Origin of the sequence: Exiguobacterium sp. s70 (genome assembly GCF_018618315.1) — a bacterium.
In the GTDB taxonomy this organism is placed as follows: domain Bacteria; phylum Bacillota; class Bacilli; order Exiguobacteriales; family Exiguobacteriaceae; genus Exiguobacterium; species Exiguobacterium chiriqhucha.
Window position 1 is genome coordinate 124,503 of the sequence record NZ_JACSLV010000001.1, and the last position, 20,322, is coordinate 144,824.

Annotated in this window: 22 protein-coding genes; all 22 read right to left on the reverse strand. The window is 52.9% G+C overall.

What is annotated here, in order from left to right; all coding sequences use genetic code 11:
- Window positions 1-1,821, reverse strand: coding sequence for a DNA primase (gene dnaG, locus KNP84_RS00690; protein ID WP_235045158.1), 1,821 nt, complete (start codon window positions 1,819-1,821; stop codon window positions 1-3).
- 107 nt (window positions 1,822-1,928) lie between these two features.
- Window positions 1,929-2,777 carry a pyruvate, water dikinase regulatory protein gene (locus KNP84_RS00695; RefSeq protein ID WP_051627707.1) on the reverse strand — a complete coding sequence of 283 codons (849 nt, stop codon included), beginning with the start codon at window positions 2,775-2,777 and terminating at the stop codon, window positions 1,929-1,931.
- Window positions 2,764-3,393, reverse strand: a complete 630-nt coding sequence (gene ccpN / locus KNP84_RS00700; protein WP_021065695.1) for a transcriptional regulator CcpN — start codon at window positions 3,391-3,393, stop codon at window positions 2,764-2,766. The genes KNP84_RS00695 and ccpN overlap by 14 nt, the downstream gene beginning before the upstream one ends.
- Before the next feature lie 21 nt (window positions 3,394-3,414).
- Entirely contained in the window at window positions 3,415-5,469 is a 2,055-nt protein-coding gene (glyS, locus tag KNP84_RS00705; protein ID WP_214714604.1) for a glycine--tRNA ligase subunit beta, read from the reverse strand.
- The gene (gene glyQ, locus KNP84_RS00710) at window positions 5,462-6,355 is read right to left on the reverse strand and encodes a glycine--tRNA ligase subunit alpha (RefSeq protein ID WP_370447070.1); all 894 of its coding nucleotides are present in this window, start codon (window positions 6,353-6,355) and stop codon (window positions 5,462-5,464) included. The genes glyS and glyQ overlap by 8 nt, the downstream gene beginning before the upstream one ends.
- A gap of 288 nt (window positions 6,356-6,643) precedes the next feature.
- The gene (gene recO / locus KNP84_RS00715) at window positions 6,644-7,393 is read right to left on the reverse strand and encodes a DNA repair protein RecO (RefSeq protein ID WP_214802729.1); all 750 of its coding nucleotides are present in this window, start codon (window positions 7,391-7,393) and stop codon (window positions 6,644-6,646) included.
- Between the two features lie 3 nt (window positions 7,394-7,396).
- Window positions 7,397-8,305 (reverse strand): GTPase Era, encoded by a 909-nt coding sequence (gene era, locus KNP84_RS00720; RefSeq protein WP_029595225.1) that lies wholly within the window; start codon window positions 8,303-8,305, stop codon window positions 7,397-7,399.
- 35 nt (window positions 8,306-8,340) lie between these two features.
- Complete coding sequence (locus KNP84_RS00725; protein ID WP_214802733.1) at window positions 8,341-8,691, reverse strand: diacylglycerol kinase family protein; 351 nt, start codon at window positions 8,689-8,691, stop codon at window positions 8,341-8,343.
- Complete coding sequence (ybeY, locus tag KNP84_RS00730) at window positions 8,688-9,164, reverse strand: rRNA maturation RNase YbeY (protein WP_029595223.1); 477 nt, start codon at window positions 9,162-9,164, stop codon at window positions 8,688-8,690. The genes KNP84_RS00725 and ybeY overlap by 4 nt, the downstream gene beginning before the upstream one ends.
- Window positions 9,142-11,223, reverse strand: coding sequence for an HD family phosphohydrolase (locus KNP84_RS00735; RefSeq protein WP_021065688.1), 2,082 nt, complete (start codon window positions 11,221-11,223; stop codon window positions 9,142-9,144). The genes ybeY and KNP84_RS00735 overlap by 23 nt, the downstream gene beginning before the upstream one ends.
- A gap of 18 nt (window positions 11,224-11,241) precedes the next feature.
- On the reverse strand, window positions 11,242-12,198 hold the full coding sequence (locus KNP84_RS00740) for a PhoH family protein (protein ID WP_029595222.1): 957 nt from the start codon (window positions 12,196-12,198) through the stop codon (window positions 11,242-11,244).
- Window positions 12,199-12,332: 134 nt separating this feature from the next.
- The gene (locus KNP84_RS00745; RefSeq protein WP_021065686.1) at window positions 12,333-12,767 is read right to left on the reverse strand and encodes a hypothetical protein; all 435 of its coding nucleotides are present in this window, start codon (window positions 12,765-12,767) and stop codon (window positions 12,333-12,335) included.
- A gap of 5 nt (window positions 12,768-12,772) precedes the next feature.
- A complete protein-coding gene (gene floA / locus KNP84_RS00750; RefSeq protein WP_021065685.1) occupies window positions 12,773-13,753 on the reverse strand; it encodes a flotillin-like protein FloA in 981 nt (326 codons plus the stop codon).
- Window positions 13,750-14,262 carry an NfeD family protein gene (locus KNP84_RS00755; protein ID WP_021065684.1) on the reverse strand — a complete coding sequence of 171 codons (513 nt, stop codon included), beginning with the start codon at window positions 14,260-14,262 and terminating at the stop codon, window positions 13,750-13,752. Before KNP84_RS00755 ends, floA begins: the two co-directional genes overlap by 4 nt.
- 136 nt (window positions 14,263-14,398) lie before the next feature.
- Window positions 14,399-14,848 (reverse strand): GatB/YqeY domain-containing protein, encoded by a 450-nt coding sequence (locus KNP84_RS00760; protein WP_021065683.1) that lies wholly within the window; start codon window positions 14,846-14,848, stop codon window positions 14,399-14,401.
- Between the two features lie 33 nt (window positions 14,849-14,881).
- On the reverse strand, window positions 14,882-15,076 hold the full coding sequence (gene rpsU / locus KNP84_RS00765) for a 30S ribosomal protein S21 (protein ID WP_029334745.1): 195 nt from the start codon (window positions 15,074-15,076) through the stop codon (window positions 14,882-14,884).
- Window positions 15,077-15,153: 77 nt separating this feature from the next.
- Entirely contained in the window at window positions 15,154-15,819 is a 666-nt protein-coding gene (gene deoC / locus KNP84_RS00770; protein ID WP_021065682.1) for a deoxyribose-phosphate aldolase, read from the reverse strand.
- A 91-nt stretch (window positions 15,820-15,910) separates the two neighbouring features.
- On the reverse strand, window positions 15,911-16,774 hold the full coding sequence (gene rarD / locus KNP84_RS00775; protein WP_051627783.1) for an EamA family transporter RarD: 864 nt from the start codon (window positions 16,772-16,774) through the stop codon (window positions 15,911-15,913).
- Window positions 16,775-16,921: 147 nt separating this feature from the next.
- The gene (locus KNP84_RS00780; RefSeq protein ID WP_214798478.1) at window positions 16,922-18,079 is read right to left on the reverse strand and encodes a bifunctional cystathionine gamma-lyase/homocysteine desulfhydrase; all 1,158 of its coding nucleotides are present in this window, start codon (window positions 18,077-18,079) and stop codon (window positions 16,922-16,924) included.
- Complete coding sequence (locus KNP84_RS00785) at window positions 18,045-18,983, reverse strand: PLP-dependent cysteine synthase family protein (protein WP_214802738.1); 939 nt, start codon at window positions 18,981-18,983, stop codon at window positions 18,045-18,047. The genes KNP84_RS00780 and KNP84_RS00785 overlap by 35 nt, the downstream gene beginning before the upstream one ends.
- Complete coding sequence (locus KNP84_RS00790; protein ID WP_021065678.1) at window positions 18,984-19,451, reverse strand: S-ribosylhomocysteine lyase; 468 nt, start codon at window positions 19,449-19,451, stop codon at window positions 18,984-18,986.
- Window positions 19,448-20,092: a class I SAM-dependent methyltransferase gene (locus KNP84_RS00795; RefSeq protein WP_131471279.1), complete on the reverse strand. Its 645-nt coding sequence runs from the start codon at window positions 20,090-20,092 to the stop codon at window positions 19,448-19,450. Before KNP84_RS00795 ends, KNP84_RS00790 begins: the two co-directional genes overlap by 4 nt.
- Between the last annotated feature and the right edge of the window lie 230 nt (window positions 20,093-20,322).

Sequence of the window (20,322 nt, forward strand, 5' to 3'; positions counted from 1 at the left end):
TCATCGTTCACGAAGCCGACGACTCCGGGTAATCAATTCTTGTAACTTGGATGCCTGGTCTACTATACTTTCGGCATCTTGTCCGATTTCCCTTTTCGCCCGCTCGATTTGACGCTGTTCCTCATAACTGTTTATGACCTTAATGTATTCATCTAAAACCTCTTCGGTCAGTTCATCCGGTGCGGCCATGAGTCGAATCTCGGCATAACGATTCGCATAGTCCGGACGTTGGTCACAATATCGTTCCATGAACGGAGGGGCGACCTGTTCGAACTCCTCGTGTGTCATGTCCTCGGAGACGATTTCATACAATGCCGTCGCCAACATCCGGTGCACCTCGTCCTGGTAGGACAGACCGAGGCGGTCCCGGACGAAACGAACCCGTTCCGGACCACTCAACATCGCCCGCAGCAATAACTTCTCCGCTTTGACGTAGCGTGGCTCGTTTGCTTTAGACGAACGCCGGCGGACCGGCTCCGGTTCGCGGACGGGCTGTGGGACGGCTTCTTTCGAAGACGTCTTCGGCATCCGCGACAATAACGTCTCGACCGGAATCTCAAATTCGTTGGCCAGCTTCTTCACGTACAGGTCACGGCGAATCGAGTTATCCGTTTTACTAATTTCCACAAGCATAGATTCAATAAACCGTATCCGTTCTCCTTCTCGATTCATGTTTTTCCCACGCCGGAGCGTGCGGTTCATGAAATCGAGGACGGACAACCGTTCCGATTCGACCAATTTACGCCACTGTTCCGCCCCGTTCGTCCGAATGTAGTCGTCCGGGTCGGTCTTCTCAGGTAACATCAACACTTGCACGTCGAGCGGATAGCCTTCGAGCAAGCGGACGACTTTCATCGTCGCTTCCTGTCCGGCCGTATCGCCGTCGTAACAGATGATGACTTCTTCGACCATGCGGGCCAAGGCGCGGGCATGTTGGGACGAGAACGCTGTCCCGAGCGAGGCGACGACTTCTTTCGTCCCGGCTTGCGCGACTTGTAAGACGTCGACGTTTCCTTCGACGAGCAAGACACGTTTTTGTTTGCGCATCGTGGCGCGGGCCTGTGAGAACCCGAATAAGAGTTCACTCTTATTAAATAACGGAGTATCCGCCGTATTGACGTACTTTGGCTGTCGCTCATCGATCGCCCGTCCGCTAAATCCGACGATGGTGCCGTCTCGATCCGCAATCGGAAAGACGACTCTGCCTTCGAACCGGTCGAAATATTCACCGGATCTAGACTTAGAAATCAATCCCGCTTCTACCATGACCTCGAGGTCGAAACCTCTTCGTTCTAATGAATCCACGGTGAATCGGCGATGGTCGGGCGCGTAACCGATCTTATACTGACCGATCGTCGACTCCTCTAAACCGCGCTGCTGCAAATACGTCAATCCGACTTCGCCCGCCTCGGTCTTCATCAACACCTCGTGATACAAGTCGGCCACGACCCGATGCGCATCGCGCATCTGTTTACGGAGGACTTGGTCACGCGATAATTCCTCGTCGCCCGACACGCCACCTTCGATAGCGATATTCGCTCGCGTGGCGAGGCGTTCAATCGTCTCTGGAAACGATAGTCCTTCCGTCTCCATAACGAACGTGAACACGTTCCCGCCGGCGCCGCATCCGAAACAGTGATACATCCCTTTCTCCGGGGACACGGAGAACGATGGGCTGTTCTCCGAGTGGAACGGGCAAAGCCCGACGAGACGATGTCCTTGCTTCTTCAATTCAACGCGTTCACTAATTAAATCAACGATATCTGTGGCTTGTTTTACTTCCGCAATGACTTCATCCGGTATCCGCGGCAACTTGACCACTCCCTATCCAAACTCGCAACGAAACGGAACGTTCACCACGTTCCGTTTCAATGTCATGTCAGTACTCTATTATACCGTTATCACCAGTCGATTACTAATCCGAGTGCTCAATCCTCTTTTGATTGATCGAGCATCCGCAAAATGATGCCAGCCGTCTCTTCGACGGCCTTGTTCGTCACATCGATGACCTCACAACCGATCCGCTCGTAAATCCCACGGGCGTATTCGAGCTCCCGGTTAATCCGTTCGAGTTGGGCGTAATCGGCCTCGGGTTTTAATCCGAGCGATTTCAACCGTTCCATCCGAATCGAAATCAATTTGTCAGGTGAGATAATCAAGCCGACACACTTGTCAGGCGGCAATTCAAACAGTTCTTCCGGCGGGCGTGACTCCGGCACGAGCGGCACGTTCGCGACCTTATAGCGCTTCAGGGCCAAATACTGCGAGAGCGGTGTCTTCGATGTCCGTGAGACGCCGACGAGGACGATGTCCGCCTTTTTCAACCCGCGCGGATCACGTCCGTCATCGTACTTGACCGCAAACTCCATCGCTTCGATTTTCCGAAAATAATCTTCGTCCAAACGATAGATGAGTCCTGGTTTTTCGCGCGGACTCTCACCGAGTTGACCAGCGAGCACATCGAGCAAATCCCCGAGCAAATCGACCGTCTTCACACCGTACTCTTGTCCGAGACGGACGAGCAACGACCGGTGTTCTTCATTGACCAACGTGAAGGCGATGACCGCTCCTTGGGCACGCGCTTGTGTCACGACGTCGTGAATCGTCTGTTCATCTTCGACGAACGGGATGCGGAGCGTCTCAATCGCATTCTCATGGAATTGGATGCTCGCGGCCCGGACGACGAGTTCACACGTCTCGCCGACTGAATCGCTCACGACAAATACGAGTTGTTTTTGTGTCAGTGTCAAACCAGATTCCTCCTCAGAACGACTCATCGTTAGCGAGCGCGATTAATACTTTCGTCATGTTCGTCTTCGTCATGCGACCGAGCACAATCAGCTTGCCATCCTTCTCTTCAACGACCGGCATGGCATCGATTTGCTTCTCGATCAACTTCATTCCGGCCCGAATCAACGTCTCACCCTTCTCGCATACCGTGATGTTCGGCATCCGGGTCATGATGACGTTGACCGGCAACTGATCGAGATCTTGATTACCAATGGCAGCCCGGAGTAAGTCTTTACGCGATAGGACGCCGACGAGCTCATTGTCTTTCCCGACGACAAACAGCGAGCCGACGTCTTCCAAGAACAACGTCACGACAGCGTCATACACCGTCATCTCGTTACTGACGACTTTCGCCGACGACATGAAGTCTCCGACCGTCAACGAGTCAAGCTTTTCCCGAAGCAGGGATGAGTTTCGTTTGCCGACGAACGTGTAGCCGACACGCGGTCGGGCTTCTAGTATTCCAGTCATCGTCAAAATGGCAAGGTCCGGTCGGAGCGTGGCCCGGGTGAGCGATAGCTCTTGGGCGATCTGCTCCCCCGTGATCGGTCCGTTGACCCTTACGATTTCAACGATCTTCTGTTGGCGTTCATTCAGCTGCATAGCCAACCCCCTCAAGTTTGGTCAGAGTACGAGCGCGCTAAAATCGGCGACATTCTCGATTGTCGCAGCGAGTCGTTTCATCTCGCGCAGACGGTTCTCGCGAATCGCTTCGACATCGCTCATGACCATTGTATTTTCAAAATAAGTGCTAATCGGATGTTCTAGGGCGCGCAATGATGTGATTGCTTGATGATAGTCGCCCGCCTCGACCGCGCGTTCCGTCTCCGGTAACGTCGCTTCGATGGCAGCGTGGAGATCTTTCTCCTCCGTATTTTCAAACAATGACGGATCGACGTCCCCGGCCTCGCCTTTTTTAGCGATGTTGACGACGCGTGTCAATTGTTCGATGAGCAGTTTCGCCTCGCTCGCGAGCATGGCTTGAACCGCATCCGCTCTCGCATCGAGTCGGTCGATCGCAAGGCCAGTCGTCAAGACCGCGTCAATGACGTCATAACGGACTTGTCGCTCTTGCAGACGATACTTCAAGCGAAGCATGAAGAAGTCCTCGAGTTGCGCCTTGACTTGTTCTTTATCGGCATCGTAAAGTCCTGCCTGAAGTTGCGAATCGACAACTTGTGAAAGTAATTTGTCGAGTGGCAAGGCAATCTTCCAATCCGCCAAAATTTGAACGACCCCTTGGGCTTGACGACGGAGCGCAAACGGATCTTGTGAACCGCTCGGGATCATGCCGATTCCGAAGAAGGCAGCAATCGAATCCAGTTTATCGGCGAGTGCGAGTACGGCACCCGTCGATGTCGCCGGCGAGGCATCACCAGCAAAGCGCGGCATGTAGTGCTCACGGATCGCCGCGGCCACTTCCGCGTCCTCACCTTGTTGGAGCGCATACTTCTCACCCATCACTCCTTGAAGTTCTGTGAACTCATACACCATTTGGCTGACGAGGTCGAACTTATGGATGGCACCGGCACGCGCCACTTTGGCTGCATCCGCATTGAACAATGGCGCAAGCGTTCCTGCGAGCTGTTCGACGCGACGGACCTTATCTCCCGTCGTGCCCAACTTCTCATGGAAGACGATGCGGTCGAGACGGACGAGTTGTTCGTCAATCTTCGTCTTTTGGTCTTCCTCATAGAAGAAGACGGCATCTGCCAAGCGGGCCCGGATGACCTTCTCGTTCCCTTTGGCAACGTTTTGAAGGTGTTCAGCATTTCCGTTACGGACGGTCACGAAATAGTTTTTGAGCGTTTCACCGATATAAACCGGGAAATAGCGCTGATGTTCTTTCATCGTCGTAATCAAGACTTCTTCTGGAAGTTCGAGATAACGGGCATCGAATTCACCGAATAGCGCTGTCGGCCACTCGACGAGGTTCGTCACTTCTTCGAGCAACGAGGCATCGAGCGGGACGGTCCAACCCTGTTCTGAAGCCAACTCCTCGATTTGACGTTCGATGCGCCCTTTCCGGTCTTCGTACGAAGCGACAACGAACTCGCGTTCAAGCGTCTCAGCATAGGCAGCCGGTTCCGTGATGACGACGTCACCCTTACTCAAGAAACGGTGACCACGCGTCACGTTCCCCGTCTTCACGCCTTCGATTTCGAAATCGATTTGTTCGGTACCGAACAAGGCGACGAGCCAACGAATCGGACGCATATAGCGTAGGCTGCTCGTGCCCCACTTCATGTTTTTCGGGAACGTCATGCCACGGACGACGTCTTCGAGTGCTGGGAGCAACGTGCTCGTCGGTTGACCTGATTCATGACGGTCGGCGAAGACGTACTCGACACCTTTCTCTTCGGCGAAGTACAAGTCGTCGACCGATAGGCCGCGGCCACGGGCAAAGCCGGCGGCTGCTTTCGACCAGTTTCCTTCAGCATCTTGAGCAATCTTTTTCGCTGGTCCGCGAAGCGTCTCCGTCAAATCTTGTTGGTTCTCTTCCACGTCTTTGACGAGAACGGCGAGGCGGCGCGGTGTCGAATAAACGGTGATGGCACCGAATTGGACACGGGCTTCCGTCAAGAAGGTAGTTACGCGTTCCGCCAATTGTTTTTCTGAACGGAGGACGTATTGGGCTGGTAATTCTTCAAGTCCGATTTCTAATAAAAGGTCACGCATCAAGGGCACCTGCTTTCTGTTGGTTCAAAAGTGGGAAACCGAGACGTTCCCGCTCTTCGATAAATTTGGCGGCACATGCACGGGACATGTTACGGACGCGTTGGATGAAACCAGTCCGTTCTGTCACCGAGATGGCGCCTTTCGCATCGAGAAGGTTGAACGTATGCGAACATTTAAGGATATAGTCGTAAGCCGGGAAGACGAGGTTTTCGTCCAAGGCACGCTTCGCTTCTTTTTCATACGTATCGAACAATGTGAACAACATATCGACGTCCGAGAGCTCGAACGTATATTTTGAATGTTCGAATTCCGGCTGATAGAAGATATCGCCATATTTGAATCCGTCTGTCCAGACGAGGTCAAACACGCTTTCGACTTCTTGGATATATGACGCAAGACGTTCAAGACCGTACGTAATCTCGACGGCGATCGGATCGCACTCGATGCCACCGACTTGTTGGAAATACGTGAACTGAGTGATTTCCATCCCGTTCAACCAGACTTCCCAACCGAGTCCGGCCGCACCGAACGTCGGGTTCTCCCAGTTGTCTTCGACGAAACGGATGTCGTGCTCGAGCGGGTTGATCCCGATCAACTCTAAGCTCTCTAAGTAAAGCTCTTGGATGTTGCTTGGCGACGGCTTCATGATGACTTGGAATTGGTGATGCTGATACAAGCGGTTCGGGTTTTCTCCGTACCGTCCATCCGCCGGACGACGTGATGGCTCTGTGTAACAGACGTTCCACGGCTCGGGTCCGAGACTCCGTAGGAACGTCATCGGGTTCATCGTACCGGCCCCTTTCTCAACGTCATACGCTTGCATTGTCAAACAGCCTTTCGACGCCCAGAAATTTTGTAACGTCAAAATAATTTCTTGCACGGTCATGTGCTTCATATGTGACACCTCCAAAAGTATTGAAACGACAAAAAACGCCCCTATGTGCCATGCACATAGGGACGGGATTACCCGCGGTTCCACCCTACTTGCCTCGAGATGAGGCCACTCTTTGGATTGTGGGCGCTCTGGAATTGCCATTCACTTCAACCTGGCGTTCGGCTTCCACCTTCCCGAACTCGCTGCACCCACGGTATAAAAGCTACTTGTTTTCCTTCATTGCGCACGCTATTTCATTTGTCTAATCGTAGATTATGGTATCGAATCTTGTCGAAAAAGTCAATCATCGTTCAAGTACAATCGCTGCATTTGGTCGAGGACCCGTTTCGTCTTCAGCCGCAGACCACTATAGGAGTCCATATACGCATCAAACAGCTGTCGGAGTAGAATCCGTGTCTCTTTCGTGAGCGGAACGTTACTGAATTCGGACAGTTCGTGCCGGCTCATCAAATAGAGCAACTTCGCCAGACGCTCGCTCATGCGAATCGATCCTTCTTCTTGGTGCCGGGCGCATAGGAAGCCGCCGGCCGTCACCGAGAAGTACATCGGGTCGGTCACATCGTTGCAACGGATGCAGCCGGTCAAGACCGGTGCGACCCCGAGCAAGTGCAAAATGCGCAGTTCGAAGTGATGCGTGATCACTTCCGGATCCATCCCTGCATTGAGCGCCTGCAGGGCGTCGTTCAAGATGCGATAGAGCGGACGGTTCGGGACGCGGTCCTCTACCGTCCGGTCGACGAGTTCGAGCCAATACATGGCGTATGCCATCCGCTCGACGTCTTTTCGGATTTCCGGATAAGACGTGATCACATCCGACGATTTCAATTGGCCTAGGCCACGACTCGCCGGAAAGATATATACCGCTTCGACGAACGGCTGACTCGACGAATGCAGACGGCTGCCCGGCTTTTTCGCCCCTCGTGCCATGACGGCAACTTTTCCGAGCTCTTCGGTGAACAAGGTGACGACTTTGTTCGACTCTCCGTAACTGACGGTCCGAATGACGATTCCCGTGACCTTTTGCAACATGGCTTAATACTCGTCGTCGCGGAAACCGAGGTCGCGGAGTTGGCCCATCTTGTTACGCCAATCTTTTTGCACTTTCACCCATAGGTTCAAATACACTTTCGTCCCGAGGAGCGCCTCGATGTCGTGGCGCGCTTCTGTCCCGATTTCGCGGAGCATCGCACCTTTTTTGCCGATGACGATTCCTTTTTGAGAATCACGCTCGACCATGATCACGGCCTCGACATCAATCATTTCCGAGTTTTCCCGTTTCTTGATTGACTCGATGGCGACCGCGATTGAGTGTGGCACTTCATCACGCGTCTTATGGAGCACTTTCTCGCGAATCAATTCAGAGATGATGAACCGTTCCGGATGGTCGGTCACTTGGTCGGCCGGATAATACATCGGTCCTTCCGGGAGCAACTTTTTGATTTCTTTAAGGAGCGGTTCGACGTTGTTGCCTTGAAGTGCCGAAATCGGGACGTACGCCGCGAAATCGAGTTGATTCGTATACTGCTCGATGACAGCCGGAATCTCGTCCGGATGAATCAAGTCGATTTTGTTCATGACGAGAATGATTGGCGTGTCGAGCCCTTTCAACTTCTCGATGATGAACTCATCGCCGGCGCCGCGCGGTTCCGTGACGTTGACCATGAAGAGGATCGCGTCGACTTCACGTAGTGCGTTCGTCGCGACTTTCATCATGAAATCGCCGAGACGGTGTTTCGGCTTATGAATCCCTGGCGTGTCGATAAAGATGATTTGCGAATCATCCGTCGTATACACACCTTGGACCTTATTGCGCGTCGTCTGCGGCTTGTCTGACATGATGGCAATCTTTTGTCCGATGACCCGATTCAAGAACGTCGATTTCCCGACGTTCGGACGACCGATGATGGACACAAAACCTGATTTAAAATCTTCTTGATACATAGTGCACCTGCTTTCTAAATTTCCAATACGTTCAATCATATAACGAATTTGTCGATTATATAAGGGCCAAAAATGAATAGTGCCGTGATGGCGGCCCCGATCGCTGCGACGAGGACCGACCCGGCCGCGACGTCTTTCGCTTGCTTCGCGAGCGGGTGGATGTCTTTCGTGACGAGGTCGACCGTGCGTTCGACCGCCGTGTTCATCAGCTCGAGCGCGATGACGAGCACGACCCAGCCGAACAGAATCAAGTTCTCGAGTTTCGTCGTCGGGAGCCACCAGGCAAACACGACGACGAGCAGGCTCGATACGAGATGAATCAGCATGTTGCGTTCGGTCCGCACTGCGTGCACGATGCCGTGCACGGCGAACCAGAACGGTTTCACACTTCGCCTCGTTTCAGCTCGAAGTGAGCGAGCACTTGTTCTTGGCGCGCCGTCATCTCCGCTTCTTCCTCGGGCGTCATATGGTCATACCCGAGCAAGTGGAGGAATCCGTGAATCGCCAAGAACCCGAGTTCCCGTTCGAACGAGTGGCCATAATCGGCCGCCTGTTCGCGACAACGTTCGACCGAGATGAGCAAGTCCCCTAAGAGACGGGGCTCGTCTTCATCGAGCATGAAGTCCATCTCGTCTTCTCCCATCTCATCGAAGGCGAAACTGATGACGTCGGTCGCCGTATCTTTCCCGCGCCATTCGCGGTTGATGGCTTGAATCTCATCGTTCGTCAAGAACGTGACCGATAGCTCACTCGGTTCTTCGACGTCTTCTTCCATCGCCGCATGGACCAATATGGATTCAACGAGCTCGATTTGAGCATCCGACAATAAGCCGTGCTCATCGTTCGAAATGATTTGCATGTAAGTCTCCTTCTTTCTTCAGTTCTGGATACTCGATTCGTTCATGGAACAGGCCGGTCAGCGTCTCACACGCGCTTTCCCCGACGCGCCATACTTCTTTCGTCGTCAACTCGCAGTCTTCGAATTGCCCGTCTTGTAGCTTATCACGAATAATCGCACTGACGAGCTGACGAATCCGTTCTGGTGTCGGTTGCTTCTGTGACCGGACCGCCGCCTCGATTGAATCGACGATCATGACGACCGCCGCCTCGCGTGTCTGCGGCTTCGGTCCCGGGTAGCGGAATCGTGATTCATTGACGTCACGCGTCTCTTTCGCTTTCACATAAAAGAACTTCAAGAGCGATGTGCCGTGATGTTGCTCGGCGATATCGATAATCTCTTTTGGCAACTTATAACGACTCAACAGATCGGCCCCGTCATATGGATGGGCCATGATGATGTCGGCTGATTCCTCCGGTGTGAGCCGGTCGTGCGGGTTGACGCCGTTCTGCTGATTCTCGATGAAATGCAGCGGACGCTCGGTCTTACCGAGGTCATGATAATAACTGGCGACCCGGGCGAGCAGTCCGTCGGCACCAATCGCCTCGCAAGCCGATTCGGCCAAGTTGGCGACCATCATGCTGTGGTGATACGTCCCAGGAGCCTCCATCAACAACTTGCGTAACAGCGGATGCGTCGGACTCATCAATTCGATGAGGCGACCCGACGATAGGACGCCGAACCACGGTTCAAGGAACGGCAAGAAGCCGAACGTGAGCACGATGGACAACAGCGCGCTCGTGATGGCGAAACCGGATAAGTAGGCGACCATCTCCCACGTCACTTGCGTGTTGCGCAAGAACAAGAGCGCGAGCACCATGATGATATTGATAATGCCGAGCAACACACCGGACAAGAATAGTCGTTTGCGCTGAATCTTCGGTTCGACGAGGAAGACGGCCAAGAAACTTCCGGTCGCGAAATAGACGACGGTCATGAAGCTCGTGTTTTGCCCGAAACTCGCCACAATCGACCCGGCAATCATCGTGATCAACGCCGAGGCGAGCGCGACCCGTTCATCGACGAGGATACGCAGCAACAGGACGACGAATGCCGTCGGTGCGAGCACGTACGCATATGTCGTGAACTCGATACCGATATAACCGACACCAAAGAAGATGCCGAGCTGTAACAATAATAATCCATAGACAGTAATCAAGATTTTAGGGCGGAGTAACAGTTGTTGAATTTTCGAACGGATTAACATGAACAGAAAACCGATCGTCAACAGTCCGCTCAGTAAGTAAGCCCCGAACAGCGGTGCGAACGAACGATTTGGATCGATAGCCCCTGTCAATTCGAGTTTGCGGTAGATTTCGCGCGTCACGACCTCGCCTTGGTTGACGAGCAACTGGCCTTCTTGAATGATGACCGGTTCGACCGCATCGACCGCCTGCTGTTCTTTCTCACGTGTCGCTTCAGAATCGAACACGTAGTTCGGTACGATCAATTGATCGCTCAGGCTGTTAGCGATCGCCCGGAACTCGAGTGAGAGCGGTGATTGGTCGACAAGTGTCTCAGCCCGATCTCTCGCTTCTGAGATGGACTGTGAGCTCGTGTCGATGCGGTTACCCATCACTTCTTGGAGCGCCGTCACGGTGACGTCTTCGACCGTACGACGGGTGTTCTCGCTCGCCTCGAGCAGAAGGTTCAGTTCATCATCACCGAGGAATCCGTTCACCTCGGTCGAATTCAAGCGATTTTTGATGTCTGATAGCTCGGTGTCATCTTCCGTCTCTTCGAACGCTGCGAACAGTTGCTCGACTTTGGCGATCTGTTGATCGGCAAACTCGCGCCGCAACGAGAACTGACTGCCGACGCTATTGATCGCATCTTGTCGTAACCGCTCCGTCGCCGTCCGGTCTTCAATCGTGACCGGCGAGCGAATGTCCTGTTCGGCAATCCCGAGCGGCTCGACACTAATGATGGATGGGCGCACCGTAAAGTATAGAATCGCGCCTAAAATGAGAAAAAAGAGGACGGAGATTGTCGCGACCGTCCAATGACGTGCTTGCTGCATCAGTGCCCCCCCTTTTGGTTATGTGAGTTCGTTACTATAGGCGTTAATGATTTTCTTGACGAGCGGATGGCGAACGACGTCGGACGACGTGAAATGTTCAAAATGAATCCCATCGACTCCTTCAAGCAGATGTAACGCTTCTTGCAGTCCTGACGCTTTGCCTTTCGGCAAATCGACTTGCGTCAAATCACCGGTGACGACCATTTTCGAGCCGAAACCGAGTCGCGTCAAAAACATCTTCATCTGTTCTTTCGTCGTATTCTGCGCCTCGTCTAAAATGACGAACGCATCTTCAAGCGTCCGGCCGCGCATGTAAGCGAGCGGCGCGACTTCGATCGTGCCGCGTTCGAGCAATCGGTTCGTCTGTTCGACGCCATAGACGTCAAACAAGGCGTCGTACAACGGCCGTAAGTACGGGTCGACCTTCTCTTTCAAGTCGCCTGGCAAGAAGCCCAAGTTTTCACCCGCTTCGACCGCCGGACGCGTCAAAATAATTCGTTTGACTTGGCCTTCTTTCAGCGCACGCGCTGCCAAAACGACGGCCAAATATGTCTTCCCGGTCCCCGCCGGTCCGATTCCGAACACGAGGTCACGTTTTTCGATGGCCCGGACATATCGGCTCTGTCCGACCGTCTTCGCCCGAATCGGTTTCCCTTTGTTCGTCGTGAAGACGACTCGCTCATAATGCTCGAGCAACTCGTCGCCCTTGCCGACCTTGATGTGTTGAATCACACTGATGGCATCGCTTTCGTTCAAGCGAGCCCCTTTTTTAACGAGTTGTTGCAACGTCTTGATCACGGCCTTCGTCAATTCGAGCGTATCGGCCGTATCGGCCTGAATGATTAATTCTTCTCCACGAGGAGTGAGTGCGACCGCGAGTTCTGCTTCGATGGCTTGAAATACCTCGTCCTTCGGTCCGAGGAGCGCCTGCGCTTCGTTCGCATGTTCCATGACGAACGGAATTTTATCAGTCATAATCAATGGTTGTTTCTCCTCCCCATCAGTAGATTGTTCCTTCTTTACTTTAGCACTATCAAGCCGTTCGTGAAAGAAAGACCGTCCATTCCTCCAACAAAAAGAAGCAGTGACACGGAGTCACTGCCTCAGGTTTAACGACGGCGTTTCGACACCGGCGGTTGCAAAATTTCACTCCACACGACCGCTTGCCGAACTTGCTTCATCGAGATGCGCGGTTGTGGCCGCGACTCGGTCGACTCGGAAATCGGTGGAATTTTGACCGTCTGTTCGAACTGGGCACTCACGTGCGGTAGCTCTTCACGTCGACGCGGTGCATGTCGGTCTGTCGTTTCGGCCGGTGCGGCGACACGGCGACGTAGTTTCTGAGGAGCCGGTTTGTCTTGCTTGTTGCGCGGCTCATCGAACGTCGCCTCGACTTCTTTCATCATGTCACCGACCGTATCGAGATAACGTTTCAAATCCGTACTCGGTGGTCGTTCTCCAGTAGATGATGGTTTCTCCATCCGCTTCATGACCGCCGAGGCAATCCCGAAAGCGGCTAAGAGTAGTACCCAGAGTCCATCCATGTCCGTTACTCTCTATCAGATTCGACAGGATGACCGATTGCTTTACGCATTTCTGTATCGGCTTGGACGTTCAAGTAGTTGACGTAATCCATGACCCCGAGTTTGCCATTTCGAAGTGCGTCGGCCATCGCGAGCGGGACTTCCGCCTCGGCCGCGACGACTTTGGCGCGCATCTCTTCGACCGATGATTTCATCTCTTGCTCACGGGCGATTGCCATCGCGCGGCGTTCTTCCGCTTTCGCTTGCGCGATTTTCTTATCAGCTTCGGCTTGGTCGGTCTGGAGGACCGCCCCGATGTTTTTACCGATATCGATGTCGGCGATATCGATTGATAGGATTTCAAATGCGGTCCCTGAATCGAGACCTTTCGTCAATACGGTACGTGAAATCATATCAGGGTTCTCCAAGACGTGCTTATGGTTGTGTTGTGAACCGATCGTCGAGACGACCCCTTCACCGACACGGGCGATAATCGTCTCTTCCCCGGCACCCCCGACAAGACGATCGATGTTGGCGCGGACTGTGATGCGGGCTTTCGCCTTCACTTCAATCCCATCCATGGCCACACCAGCGATGAACGGCGTTTCGATGACTTTCGGGTTAACGGACATTTGAACCGCCTCTAACACGTTACGGCCAGCAAGATCGATTGCTGCGGCACGTTCAAACGATAATTCGATATCGGCACGGTGGGCCGCAATCAAGGCGTTGACGACACGGTCGACGTTACCCCCGGCCAAGAAGTGACTCTCGAGCTGGTTCGTGTTCAAGCCGATGCCGGCTTTGACCGCTTTGATGAGCGGGTTGACGATTTTCGATGGGACGACGCGACGGAGTCGCATCCCGATTAGTGTGAAGATCGAGACGTGGACGCCAGCGGCGAACGAGCTGATCCACAGCCCGACCGGTACGAACGTGAAGAATACGGCGAGCGCAATCAATCCTCCACCCGAGATGAGTAACGTGGTCAATAGTTCTGGTGTCATTCTGTTACATCCTCCTTAGGCTCTATAAAGTTGCGGACGACAACGCGTCCTGAATCGACTTTATACACCTGAATTTTCGTTTGCGAATCGAGATAGCTACCTTCTGTCACGACATCAATCCGTTCTCCGTCAATCTCAGCGGTACCCGCCGGGCGAAGCGGCGTCAACGTGACCCCGACTTTCCCGAGCAACCGTTTGCGGTCATCGTGGGACAAATACCCTTTGTCTGTTGACGTCGAATCTGTCAAAATCAACCCTTTATACATGAGCGATCGATTGGACTGTAGGCGACGATATGCCCAAAATCCGAGTCCAGCGACGATGGCCGTGGCTAAACCAAGCGACAACCACAGTTGTCCGATTGTGGCACCCGCCATAATCAAACTGGCGACGACCGCCCCAATCCCTAGCACGCCGAACAATCCAAAACCGGCAACGAACACTTCAATTCCTAGAAGGACGATCCCGACAAAAAACACCGTCAGAATCACTCCGAGACCAAATGTCATCGTATTGCAACCCCCTTCCGAGTTCACAAGCTACCTCTTATCTCTAGTGTATACGAAACAAGTTCGCTTTTGGTTTCGGAATACGCAAAAAAAGACAGAAACTTTTGGTTTGACCCAAAAATCCCTGTCTCTCTCATTAATTCGTCAATTGTTGTTTGACAATGCGGTTCACAAGACCACCGTCTGCCTTGCCTTTAACTTGAGGCATGACGACGCCCATCACCTTACCCATATCCGACGGGCCTGTAGCATTCGTTTGAGCAATAGCTGCTTTCACGATCGCCGTGACTTCATCTTCAGAAAGTTGTTCAGGCATATAGGCCTCTAGTACGACAATCTCGTCAGCTACTTTAGAAGCAAGGTCTTCACGACCAGCGCTTTCGAATTCTCGGAGGGAGTCTCTGCGCTGTTTCATCTCTCGGTTGAGCACCGTGAGTTCCTCTTCCTCAGTTAGATCTTGTCGACCAAATTTGATGGCCTCATTTTGGAGCGACGCTTTGACCATCCGGATCGTCGTGAGACGATCTTTTTGTTTCGCGCGCATGGCTTGCTTCATGTCGTCCGTCAAGCGTTCTTGAAGACTCATGAGCTAACACCCTCTCTACAAATGAAACTGAAATTAGAATTTCTTACGCTTACGCGCAGCTTCTGATTTCAATTTACGTTTTACGCTTGGCTTTTCGTAGTGACGACGTTTGCGAACTTCGGCAAGAGTGCCATCTTTCGAAACACCGCGTTTGAAACGACGAAGAGCGTCTTCAAGCGATTCGTTTTTACGGACACGAGTTTCCACTAGTTTTCCCTCCCTCCGAATTACACGACTAAGGAAACGTGTTTCACACGTCATAACATATTATAGTGAAAGTAAGTCGTGCGGTCAACCACTAGTTATTAATAGTCGCTGTCTGAACGTCCGCCTGTAACGATGGCGATTCCAGCTGATGCGCCGATGCGCGTCGCGCCGGCATCAATCATAGCTTGTGCGCCTTCGAAATCACGTACGCCGCCTGAAGCTTTAACGCCGAGATCTGGTCCGACCGTCTCACGCATGAGGCGGATATCTTCTACTGTCGCACCGCCTGTCGAGAAGCCAGTCGACGTTTTCACGAAGTCTGCGCCTGCTTTGACTGAAAGCTCAGCCGCTTTTTTGATTTCTTCTTTCGTAAGGAGGCACGTCTCAAAGATGACTTTAACGAGCGTTCCGTTTGCCGCTTCGACGACAGCGCGGATATCGCGCTCAACGAGATCGAAATCGCCGTCTTTCATGGCACCGATGTTGATGACCATATCGATTTCGCCTGCGCCGTTTGCAATCGCGTCTTTAGTTTCGAACGCTTTCACTTCTGGCGTGTTAGCTCCGAGTGGGAAGCCGATGACCGTACATACTTTGACGTCGTCATCTGATTTGAGTTGTTCCGCCGCGTACTTCACCCATGTCGGGTTGACACAGACGCTTGCGAATTTGTATTCGAGCGCCTCGGCACAAAGTTTTGTAACTTGATCTTTCGTTGTTTCTGCCTTCAAGGCTGTGTGGTCGATATAACGTGCTAATTCCATCGTAAAATTCCTCCTCTGATGTATCGGTCTGACATATAGGTCTGACATCTAACATATTATCATGTTTTCTTGAAATGTAACAGCTTTCAATTCAGACGAGTTGACGGCGTTTCCGCGTCTGGATCCAACTGTTCCAACTAAAGAAGAAAATGGCAATCCATATACATGTGAACGCAAAAACGTGATAGCCCGTGAACGGTTCATTATAGAGAATGACCCCGATTGCGAGACTGAGCGTCGGTGCGATGAACTGAAGAAACCCGACGAGCGTGAACGGGATATGTTGCGCCCCGTACCCGAACAAAAGAAGGGGTAGCGCCGTCATCACGCCTGTCCCGACCAACGCAACCCAAATGACCGGTTCGGTCGTCATCGTCAATCCTCCCTGAGACGTTTGCCATCCCAAGAAAATGATAGCGACCGGAACGACCGCGAGCGTCTCGATGCCGAGGCTAACCGTCGAGGCAAGTGGACGGCGTTTTTTCACCATCCCGTAAAACCCGAACGTACTGGCCAAAATGAACGCGATCCACGGGAACGACCCATAGCCGAACGTCAAGACGAGCACGCCGATTGCCGCCACGGTCACCGCCAGCCATTGTACTCGATTTAATGATTCCCGAAAAACAAGCACACCTAACACCATGCTCACGAGCGGATTGATGTAATAGCCGAGTGACGCTTCGATGATATAGCCGTGATTGACCGCCCATATGTAGACGAACCAGTTGGCACTGACGATAAATCCGTTCAACATAAAGGCGTTCCTTGTCGCCCGGTGCCGAAGCGCATAGTTGAACTCGGTCCACTGTTTCGTCCATTTCAAGACGAGTAAGATGAAGAGGAATGACCAGACGATGCGATGGGCCAAGATTTGACCGCTCGGTATTTCCTGCAAAAACTTCCAATAAATCGGTAGGACGCCCCACATGACGTAGGCCCCGACCGTTGGCATGACGCCTTTGTTCACTCTGTTCACCCGCTCTCGTAATCAATTATCGTCAGTGTAGTCGATGCGATTAGGACATTCAAGCGAATTCTTTCACCTTGCACACGACAAAAAGAGGCACGCTCGCGAGCGCACCTCGTATCGCTATGCAACTTAGTTCGGAATCGTCGCCACGGTCGCGAGCGCCTGCTCCAAATCTTCAATCAAATCTTGTACATCTTCAAGGCCGACCGAGATGCGGACGAGTCCGTCCGTAATCCCGAGTTCGAGACGGCGTTCCGCAGGAATTGACGCATGCGTCATCCGAGCTGGTACGCTAATCAAGCTCTCGACCGCGCCGAGACTCTCGGCGAGTGTGAAGTACTTCGTCTTCGCGACGACGAGTTCGGCCGCTTCGGCTGAACCGACGTCGAAGGCGATCATTCCACCGAAACCACGTGCCTGGGACAAGTGGACCCGCTTCGCTTCTTCACTGCCGACACTCGGATGCAAGACACGGCTGACTGATTCATGCTTCGTCAAGTAGTCGACGAGCGCGAGCGCGTTCGCTTCAATCGCTTCCATGCGGACCGCGAGCGTCTTGATGCCGCGAACAACGAGGAAGCTGTCTTGTGGTCCGAGTACCGCGCCGACTGAGTTTTGCAAGAACGCCAAACGCTCCCCAAGCTCTTCCGTGCGGGCGACGACGAGACCGGCGACGACGTCGCTATGGCCGCCTAAATATTTTGTGGCGCTATGAAGCACGTAGTCCGCCCCCAATTCGATTGGGTTTTGGAAGTACGGTGTCATGAACGTGTTGTCGACGACGAACAGGACGTCCGCCTCGTCGGCGATGGCGCGGATGAGGCGCATGTCCGTCACGTTCAACAACGGGTTTGTCGGTGTCTCGACGTAAATCATTTTCGTGTTCGGCTGGAGCGCTTCACGGACCGCTTGCGTATCGGCCGTATCGACAAAAGTTGCCTCCAAGCCAAGTGATTGAAATACTCGATTGAATACACGGTACGTTCCCCCATATACGTCAGAACCGACGATGACGTGGTCCCCTGATTTCATTAACATTAAAATCGTCGAGATGGCTGCCATCCCAGAACCGAACGCAAACCCGCTGGCACCGCCCTCGATATCGGCGATGAGCGTCTCAAGTGCCGTCCGTGTCGGGTTGGCCGTCCGCGAATATTCATACCCTTCGCGGAGATTGCCGATGCCGTCTTGCTTATACGTGCTCGTCTGATAAATCGGTGGTGTGACGGCTCCCGTCAACGGGTCCGTTGTTTTACCGCCGTGAATGAGTGCTGTTTTTGTACGCATATTCTGCCTCCTTGACTATTCCTTGACTTAAATAACGTTCAACGCTGTCCGGTAAAATCGTCACGATGACGCCTTCTGTCATCTGAGCCGCTTCTTGTACGCATGCCGCGATGGCCGCTCCGGATGAACTTCCGACGAGCAAACCTTCTTGTTTGGCGAGGTGGGCGACATAATAGAACGCCTCTTCGTCCGTAATCGTGTAAATCCCGTCGACGAGCTCGCGCGGCAAGAACGCCGGCCACGCCTCGACGCCGATGCCTTCTGTCTTGTGCGGCCCTGGTGCTCCACCGTTCAAAATCGACCCTTCCGGCTCGACGACGATCGTCTTCGTCCCGTTCGGCCGCAACTTGCTCGCGACACCTGTAAACGTCCCCCCTGAGCCGGCCCCGGCGATGAACACATCGATGTTCGGCAGGTCGGCCTGAAGCTCGAACGCGAGCGTGTCGACGTATGCGTCCGGATTATCCGGATTCGAGAACTGTTCCGGCACATAGGCGTCATGTTCGATGGCGAGCTCTTTCGCCCGCGCGATGGCCCCTTTCATCCCGAGCTCCGTCGGCGTGTTGACGACGGTCGCCCCGAGAAGCGCCATGAGCGCTTGCTTCTCTTGACTGAACTTCTCCGGAGTGACGGTCATCAACTTGATGCCGTGACGTTGACAGGCGAGTGCGAGCCCGATCCCGGTGTTCCCGGCCGTCGGTTCGACGACCGTTCCCCCGCGTACGAGTTGTCCACGTTCAAGCGCCCGTTCAATCAATTGCAGACCGAGCCGATCCTTGACACTACCGCCCGGGTTCATCATCTCGAGCTTGCCGTACACTTTGACACCCGGAGGAACCGGTAACGTCCGCAATTCGAGAAGAGGCGTCTCCCCGATCAATTCATAGACGCTTTGGACAATCATTTACGCTTCGTCCTTGAAGATGATGTGCCACTCGTCACGCTTAGCAAGCATGTCGGCCGCGAGCTTCTTCGCACCCTCGAAATCGTGATGGTTCGCGCTGCCGCATTGAATCGGGTTTTGCGCTGGAAGTTCTGTCGCATTTGCTGCATCGCGGAGTGTCGCTTCGACGAGGTCGAGCATCGCTTCGTAATCCCCGTCGTTCAACATCGTCCAATAGAAGCCTGTCTGGCAACCCATCGGCGAGACGTCGATGATTTGATTCGAGTGGCTACGGCTGTTCTCGGCAATCAAGTGCTCGAGCGAATGGACGGCGCGCATCGGCATAAGCCCTTCGTTCGGTTGAATGAAGCGAATGTCATATTTATAAATCGTATCGGCCGTCCCTTTCTTCACTCCAGCTAAACGGACGTAAGGCGCTTGTACTTTTGTATGGTCTAAATTAAAGCTTTCGACTTTATAACTTTTCATGATTGAGTTCCTCCTGATTGTTTCGTGGCCACGACGAGCCAGACGAATTTATTTTTTTGCGTGAGCGTAACCGTATAGCCGTTTGCTTCGAGCATCGCTTGAATCGTCTGGGTATATGGATAAAACTCTCGATTCAAATCCTCGAGTAAATCGGTATAGCCGTTCGCTTCGGCCCAGTCCAAGATGTCCCGTTTCGCTGTTTGCGAGGCGAACATCGTATCGAGCAAGACGAAGCGCGGGGCGTCGAGGTGTTCGACGTAACTTCGAATCGCCGTCCGTTTCTCATCATCCGTCAAATGATGGAACGCATAGGATGACACGATTGTATCGACCTGTTGATCCGTCGGATAGTTGAGAAAGTCACCGTCGACGATATCGAGCTGTAACTTCTCGGCCGCGACGGCCCGCATTTCCGGAGACGGTTCGACCGAAATCAATTCGTGGCGCTCCAAGATTTTTGCACTCAAGTTCCCTGTCCCGCTTCCGAATTCCATGACCCGGCCTTCTAATTGGTCGACGACCTCGTTGAGCATCGTCTCGTACCCGGCGAACACTTCACGATACTGTTCGTCATGTCCGGTCACGGTCGCGTCATATTCTGACGCCCATTCCTTAAAAATATCCATGAATTGTAATCCCATGTTGTCACCCCATCGTCTTTATTCCGACTATATCGATAAGTTTTATATGATTTATCTACTACAGACTGTATCAACTTTAGATTAAAATCTCAAGCGAATTGCCCATATTGTTTGAGAGAGATGAATTATTTATTGTTAATCCGATGAAAGAGTCAGGAAATGAGAAAAGACCTATCCACATTTTGACGTGGATAGGTCCAAAGTAATTGTCAGAATCTTTTAATTTGTTC